The sequence below is a fragment of the Cryomorphaceae bacterium genome (genome assembly GCA_007695365.1).
Classification (GTDB): domain Bacteria; phylum Bacteroidota; class Bacteroidia; order Flavobacteriales_D; family SKUL01; genus SKUL01.
Map to the genome: position 1 here is coordinate 1 of REDV01000061.1, position 8,068 is coordinate 8,068.

4 protein-coding genes are annotated in these 8,068 nt (G+C 48.0%); all 4 read right to left on the reverse strand.

The features are described from left to right. On the reverse strand, positions 1–882 hold an 882-nt coding region (locus EA392_04130; protein TVR40350.1), incomplete at its 3' end, for a hypothetical protein. A gap of 444 nt (positions 883–1,326) precedes the next feature. Then, positions 1,327–2,955 carry a T9SS C-terminal target domain-containing protein gene (locus EA392_04135; protein TVR40351.1) on the reverse strand — a complete coding sequence of 543 codons (1,629 nt, stop codon included), beginning with the start codon at positions 2,953–2,955 and terminating at the stop codon, positions 1,327–1,329. Positions 2,956–3,235: 280 nt separating this feature from the next. Then, on the reverse strand, positions 3,236–4,048 hold the full coding sequence (locus tag EA392_04140; protein TVR40352.1) for a T9SS C-terminal target domain-containing protein: 813 nt from the start codon (positions 4,046–4,048) through the stop codon (positions 3,236–3,238). 41 nt (positions 4,049–4,089) lie between these two features. Then, positions 4,090–8,068 (reverse strand): hypothetical protein (locus EA392_04145; protein TVR40353.1); only part of this gene is annotated, 3,979 nt, incomplete at its 5' end.

Sequence of the window (8,068 nt, forward strand, 5' to 3'; positions counted from 1 at the left end):
AAACACGCCAGTGCTGTTGGTCTCTGAGCCCAGCGTGTAGCTGTATGGGCCGGTGCCGCCGGATGCGCTCAGCGTAACCGTGGTGGTGCCGCCAAAACAGTCAATGGTACCCGCTGAGGCAGATGCCGTGAGTTCGTCGGGCTGGGTGATGTTAATCGTACCCTCCAACGGGCCACAGTTCACGCTGTCGTCAACGCTCCATGCAATGTTTGAACCGGCGGGTACACCCTCAAAAACTCCTGTGCTGTTGCTTTCCGACCCCAGGGTGTAGGTATAAGGGGGAGTTCCTTCCGTAGCGGTAATGGTAACAGTGGTGGTGCCCCCAAAACAATCGATGGGATCCAAACTTACCTCAACTTCTATACACTCCGGATCTGGACCATCGCCAACAGTTATCAATCCCGGAAAAAAATCTCCGGTGATATTATTACCGGCAAAAGCAACATTGGTAGATGGCGGGATGGGCGATGATTCGTATTGCAGGGCGGTGAAACCATCGGCAACACCGACCAGGGAAACCACAAATGCGTCAAAGGAAGTAGTCGCAGTACCAAACAAACTAAAGGCAGAAATATTAAATACACCTGTGGTGTTATTGATATTGAGGTCGAGTTGAATAGGCAGTGGAGATCCGGGAGCAATGGCAACGTTCGTGACATTTACCACGGCAGGATCAAAACTCATAAGTATATCTACAACACTCACTTCCTGCCCCGGAGGTACATCTATCCGGAGTGTCATTTGGAAATTCTCATTGACTTCAACTTCTATTTCGTCAGGTACAACGAGAAGGTCGCACAAACCCTGGGCGTAAGACATGGAAGTCAAGCCCATCATGATTAAAAACACGGGCAAAATCACAGATCGATACCATTGAAACATAAGACTCTTGGAGGAAAAATTCCCTCGAAATGAATTAGGCATAGGTTATAGGTTTGGTTCTGAAGGTGAAGACAATACAATGATGGCCGCAAAAACGCCAACTGCCAGACTTATAACACAAAAAATACTAGCCCGAAACAGCTGCTTCCGACTAACTTGCGTTTTTATGCCTACGAATAGAATATTTTTGCCGCTCAAAAAAATTTTACACTTGATTCATCTCCAAATGTAAAAGTCACATCAGGGCACTACAATGACCATATGTGGTTATTTCGAGTGGCTTATTCTATTGTAAACATCGAGCGCAGCTGTATATTAAACCCATGGTTAGGACAGCGTGACCTGCTCGATGGCATGCACACAACCCAGCATTAAGTGCGAATAAAAATATTTTTCACAAATAATTTGCCGACTTCCTGTTACCTTCAACCCCCTGAATTTGGACTATCGCACCATGAGTTTGCCGATTAATCCTTCCCCATTTTCCGCAACAACCCTAACCACGTATAGGCCTGGTTTCAAATGTGAAACATCCACGATAAAATCGTTGGTTTCTCCCCCTCCAATCTGTGCACTCAACCATTCATTTACCACACGGCCGGACGTATCCATTAGTTGGGTCTTTACAAAGCCGGAATGAAAAAGCTGTAATCGTATGACAGTTAAATCCGAAGCGGGGTTGGGCCAAATATGCATGAGACCTAAATCACGGGGAACACCTCGTGCGTCCATTCCTGTAACCAAACATGTGGTATTCCACTCCGGGTTCGAGGGGCCTCCAGCATAGCACTCATCACAAACATCTATTTCGGCATCCCCATTGGGCACACCCAAACAGTCGGCACAGGTGGTATTCCAATCTGGGTTAGAGGAGCCACCGGAATAGCAAATACCGCATTCGTCGGTATGAGCATCTCCATTGGGTACGCCCAGACAGTCCTGACAAGTAGTGTTCCAGGCGGGGTTGGAAGAGCCATCCTGGTAACATACTCCACACGCATCCTCCTCTGCCCCACCGTTTAGATTTCCAAAGCAATCCAAACACGTGCTATTCCACTCCGGGTTGTCGGGCCCTCCGGTATAGCATTCATCGCAATCATCTATTTCGGCATTGCCATTGGGCACACCCAAACAGTCGGCACAGGTGGTATTCCAATCGGGGTTGGACGGGCCACCGGAATAGCAAATACCGCATTCGTCGGTATCCGCATCTCCATCGGGTACGCCCAGACAGTCCTGACAAGTAGTGTTCCAGTCGGGGTTGGAAGAGCCATCCTGGTAACATACTCCACACGCATCCTCCTCTGCTCCACCGTTTAGATTTCCAAAGCAATCCAAACACGTGCTATTCCACTCCGGGTTGTCGGGGCCTCCGGTATAGCATTCATCGCAATCATCTATTTCGGCATCGCCATTGGGCACACCCAAACAGTCGGCACAGGTGGTATTCCAGTCGGGGTTGGACGGGCCACCGGAATAGCAAATACCGCATTCGTCGGTATCAGCATCGCCATTGGGTACACCCAGACAGTCCAACTCAGTACCTACTCCCACGTTGATCAGCACAGGGGGAAGATTACCTGAGACATCCTCACCGGCAAAGGCAAGTTGTGTGGAGGGGAAATCATCCGTAACGTGCGCAAGCAGGGTAGAACTTTCTGTGAGCGCAACCATTGAAATGATAAGGTGATTAAACGAGGCTGTAGCCGCCGAAAAACCAAATGAAGCAAATTGAATAGAACCCGTCACATTGTCTGTTTCCTGTGTCAAAATCACACCCAGCGGACTGCCCGGATGCAAGGCAAGAGCAGTTACATTCACCACCTCCGGGTTAAAAGTCATTACAATATCTGCCACCGATACGCTTCCGCCCGGCGGTATTTCAATTTCGAGGATTACCTCAAAGGCATCACCGGGATCTACCTGCACAGTTTGCGGGGATGGTACAATATTGCAGTTCACCTGCGCAACCCCATAGTGAACCCATCCGAAAGACAAAAGCCACAAAACCGATGCAGCGAAATATGGTGTGGACAACGATTTGCCGACAGAACGAAAAAATGAAAAAGTCATAATCAGATTCAATTGGTAATATTTTTAACAACAAGTCGGGCTTGCTATCGTATCGCAACCCATTGATAGTCGGTTCATTCAAATCTGTGGCAGAGCTGCGCAGGCTTTACACAACAAACTTACGCAAAAGGAGCCAAAAATAGCGCATCTGCTTGTTTTTGTATTCTTTACATTACCTGAAAAAACGAAGGAAGAATAAAAAAGGCGCCCCCTTGAGGCGCCTTTTTTTGGATCGATTGCTCGCTCGCTAACTTAAACGAGCAATACACGTGATGTGGAATTATCTGCGCACTACCACTCTTTCCACCAGCACGCCTTCGTTAGTAATCATGCGGCACAGGTACATTCCCGTGCTCAACTGAGACACATCCAGATCAAAGCGATAAGGAGCACCGGCAGCAGCACTACCGCGGTACACATCTGCCACAATCTTTCCGGAAGCGTCAAGCAAATCTACGCTGACAGCTCCTGAGTTTACCAACTCGAAGCGCACAAATGCATCGTCGCTGGCAGGATTGGGCCACACAGCAAGGGTAGACACATCTCCGGCTGTGATATCATCTACTGAGCTTACCACAGCAGGCAGAATCTGAATATCCAGGGGTCCTACTGACGACAGCATATTCTCTCCAGCGTAGGCAAAAATGCTGCGAGGAAACTGATTCAGAGGATGACCTACATAGGCTGAAGCGGTGGGTGATAAGGCCATGAAGGTGATGTTCATCATGGGAAACTGTCCAGTGGGAAGGTTGTTACCGATTTCAAACGCGCCGATGCTGATGGTACCGTCGGTGTTGTTGAAGGTGGGATCTATCATCATGCCGCCCATGTTGTTTACCAGTGACTCAATGGAAACCACCTCCAGCTCCCAGGGATTAAACCGCATATGCACATCAATCACGGATACCGGGTCGCCGGCGGCATCAATGTTTACGGTAACCTCAAAGGTCTCCCCTACTGTTGTTTCGATGTATTCAGGACTGTGGAGAATCTGCCCTGACTGAGCAGATAATCCCAGGCTGAAAACCATGGCCCCCAAGGTGAGGGTTAACCCACCCATGTGCTTTCCGATTTTTGATTTTATTGTGTTCATTTTCTGAATGTTTTAAAGTTTGTAATTATTGGTTAGACTTTTTACGGCGCTGATACAGACTGACCAAAGAAGAATGAAATAAACGAAAGGTCAATGGCATCTACAAAGTTATCGCAGTTCAAGTCGGAACGAACAGCGTCTGCCGGTGAATTAATATCGAGTGCAGTATTGTAGTGGAAAACCAACAATGACAAGTCCACTGCGTTAATCACGTCATCATTGAATGTCGCATCTCCGTCGGCAATGTCACCGGGTATCACTTGTGTGAGCACAACGTTGGGTTGTGCACTGCTGCTGGTCATATCCACTCCTTCAAAAACCTTTGACAGGTAGCGCTCAACCTTTGCATACACGGTGTAAGTTCCGGCAGGAACACCTGTCAACTCAACCGGGGTTGCGAAGTTTCCGCTGGCATCCAGCGCAGTGGTGAAATCACCTCCCACCTGCGCAGAACCGTCGTACACCCGGATTCTTACAGGCGCACCGTCGTTACATGCCATGTTGATGATAGCAGTACCTGTAAGCGTCTGTGGAACCACAGTAATTTCCACATCACAAGTAACGGTATTGAAGCCATCTGAAGCCGTAAAGGTGATTTCGTGCACACCTACGGGGAAGATCCAGCCGTCGAGTGATGAGGCAGCTGTTTCACCACTACCATCAGCACCGGAGATTGACGATGCATTGTGCGTAATGAGAACAGAAGCACAATCATCCGTACCGCTCACGATTACGTCAAACTCAGCACCTGAAACAAGGTAGCCATTGCCTGCGTTCACAAAGCGTGAACCATCGAGAACCAGGCAATTTCCGTCACCATTGATCACGGGATCGGTAACATCAGGGGTCACGTCCAGAGCAAGTATTTCTGCATCCAGCAATACGTTGGCCACCAGGGGCTCAAAACCACCGCCTACAAATCCAAAGTTGTTCATGATGCGAGTTCCTGCAAAATCGCCGAGTTCCATGGGCGCAACGGTTCCGCCGGCTGTGCCTACGTTCGCAACTTCATCCCGGATACCTTCGAACACAATCTGCAAAAATCCTTCACTCGGACCAGCGAAACCTCCCTGCCAATTTGCGGCAAAGTAAATCTCTCCGGAACTTGCCGTGTTGGACGCTACCACAGCACCTGTACCCACGTACGTTGCACTTACAAGCGTCAAACGGGTGGCATCATAGCTCAGCTTTAGCTCAGCGTTGGTGATGGGGCCGGTGGTCTCGATGTTCACGTTCACCGTAGTTTCCTGACAGGCTTCCAGCTCCACGTTGCTTTCGGACCAGGTAAAGTTAGCGTAGCCGCCCGCGGTAACAGTGATAACTTTATTATCATCATCGTACCCAACCACAAAGTCACGACCATTAATGGTAATGGTGTTTTGGGCAAACTCACCTTCACGCGTACCGGTGTAGGTAATGATTTCGAAAGCGAATCCCGGAGCAGGTACAAAACCGTCAAGCTCAATATCCAAAACGGCATCGCCCAAATTCACATCACCAAGCACGGTAAGTTGATCATAGCCCGTGCAGGGAGTGTAGTCCCAAATATCCTGAAGGTAGGTATCGTTGTCGGTGAGAATAAGACCATTTACGGTTACACAACCGGGGCTTTCACCAATGGAGATGGTGAGTGCGGGATCCGGAGTACCGGACGCATCAATAACGTCATCGTATATCCCAGAAGATATCTGAACCAATTGCCCGTCTAAGGCAGCAGCAATACCATCCGAAATGGGGGTTAGGCCCGTGAAAAAGCCAACAACATCACCCTCTTCATCCAGAACAAACACCGTACCTGCAGGGTAACCATCGCATGGGCTTTGAAGGTCATCAGACTGCAGGAAGGGAATGAATAAAATTTCAGCCCCTGCTTTTGATAGGAGCAAACCGTCTAAATCGTCGTTATCTTCAATTTCAGCCGCCAAGGCCGTACCAAACCAGTTACAGCTTACATCGGCAGCTCCGTAAGCGGATGCGTCTACATAGTTGGCTACGGCATAACCAACACCACCATCGTCGGTGTGCACAAAGGTGTTTGTTTCAAAACTGTTCCTCTCTACCGTAACGGTTCCAACATAGCGGTTGTTTTCAAACTTAAGAGCCTGAAGATCATATCCACCCCCTGCTCTGTTTGCAACTTTACTTCCTTTGATGTCAGAAATAACGTTGAAGGTAACCATTGCGTTCTCAGTGTTTCCTTCAAGCCCAATTCCTGTAGAGATAAAACCTTCGAGGCCCGAGATGTGGTTGCCTGTGATCACAGCGCCCTCCACTTTGCCATTCGAGGCAAAGCTCGCGTTTCCTCCTACATTGATCAAGACACCATAAGCAATTCTTCCTCCATCGCCCCAAGGGCCGGTATTCGAGTTAACGTCGGAAATACTGTTATCCTCGATATTAAGGTTACTCAGCGTACCTTGACTGGTTGATTGAAGAATGCCTATTGCACTGGCGCTGTTGAATGTATTACCTGCGTGACTGATATTGGATATACAGTTTTTGGAAATTTCAACATTGCTATAACTTCCTGCATCAAGCTGGAAACGAATGGAGTGAACCGTATTGGAGTTTGTTGGAGGCCCACCAAAGCCAGCGTCGTTACCAATGTTATGAACCTTATTATAGACTACGGAAACATTACTCTGATTGCTGAGATCGATGGCAAAACCGTGATTGGGAGCATTGATTTCAAAACCATTCAGCGTCACGTTGTCTGACGTAATCATCACCGGAGCTCCACTTGTCGGTGCAATTACTGACTCAGCAACTCGTGCATCACAGTCGTTCCCGGCGTTGGCACCATTGAGGGTAAGCGGTTTGTTGATGTTTACGTTCTCATCATAAATCCCCGCAGCCACCTCAATCACATCGTTATCATCGGCCGCAGTGATGGCGGCCTGGATGGTGGAATAACCGATCTCTTGCGTAACATTTACAACAGGAGCAAATCCGATTTGGTAAGGCGGAACAACTACCATTCCTTCAGGATAGGTATTACCGTTTCCGAAAAGTACTGACAATTCGAACTCTACAGTGGTAATTTCACTAAACTGCACCCCTACTTCTACATTACTAAAAGTGTTATTGTTGAATGTGATATTATTGACGTTTTGTGAAGCATCTCCATTTACGTTTCTAAAAAACACACCCCTAACCCCAAAATAATCCGGTGTTGTAGCCCCATCTCCATCAATGTTGTTGTTTTCAAAATGTGCTGTTGGCGCGTAAGTAGCGGAAGTTTCAACGTACGTTTCAACCCGAATCCCTTCGAAAGCCCGGGATAAACCATCCCACATTAGCTCACTCCAATCAGGGGTAGAGGCCGGGGCCGATATACTATTTCCGGTAAAATTCCAATTTGAAACACCGATATTAGAGCCATTCGCATAGTTGTAGTGGATTCCAAAGACATACGATGAGAACTGATTATTGGTAACTGAACCGGAAGCATCGGTACGGTATGGCTGCACCTGTATTCCACTACCCGCATCCATTACCTGGTTATCACTAATTGCACCGCCGGCAGCCTGGTAGTATATAGAACTAAATACTGAACCGTTTTCGAAAAAGTTATAGCGGGTAATATTTCCCGTTGTGGCTGGCACATGAGGTTGAGAAGGAGCACCATTTTGAGACATATGCACAGCGATGTTGTTGAAACCTGAGAACCTGTTGTATTCTACAACTGTATTTGATCCAAAGCTTCTGACTCCCCTCGCACTCAGCGGGAGAGGCCAGGTTCCATCGTAGGTCAACCCTATGGTAAGATTGTCATTTAGAGTAAAGCCACTGATTGTCACACCATCAGAGTCAATGGATATTAATAGATTAAAACCAGAAGTTATATAATCCGGATACTGAATAACAGCTTCCCCTACCCTTGCTTCACTATTTCCGGCCAAACCATCATTCGGTCCGAGCAGCGAAAGTGGCTTGTCAATTGTCAGTGTTTCTTCGTATGTTCCCGCAGCCACCTCAATCACATCGTTATCATCGGCCGCAGTGATGGCGGCCTGGATG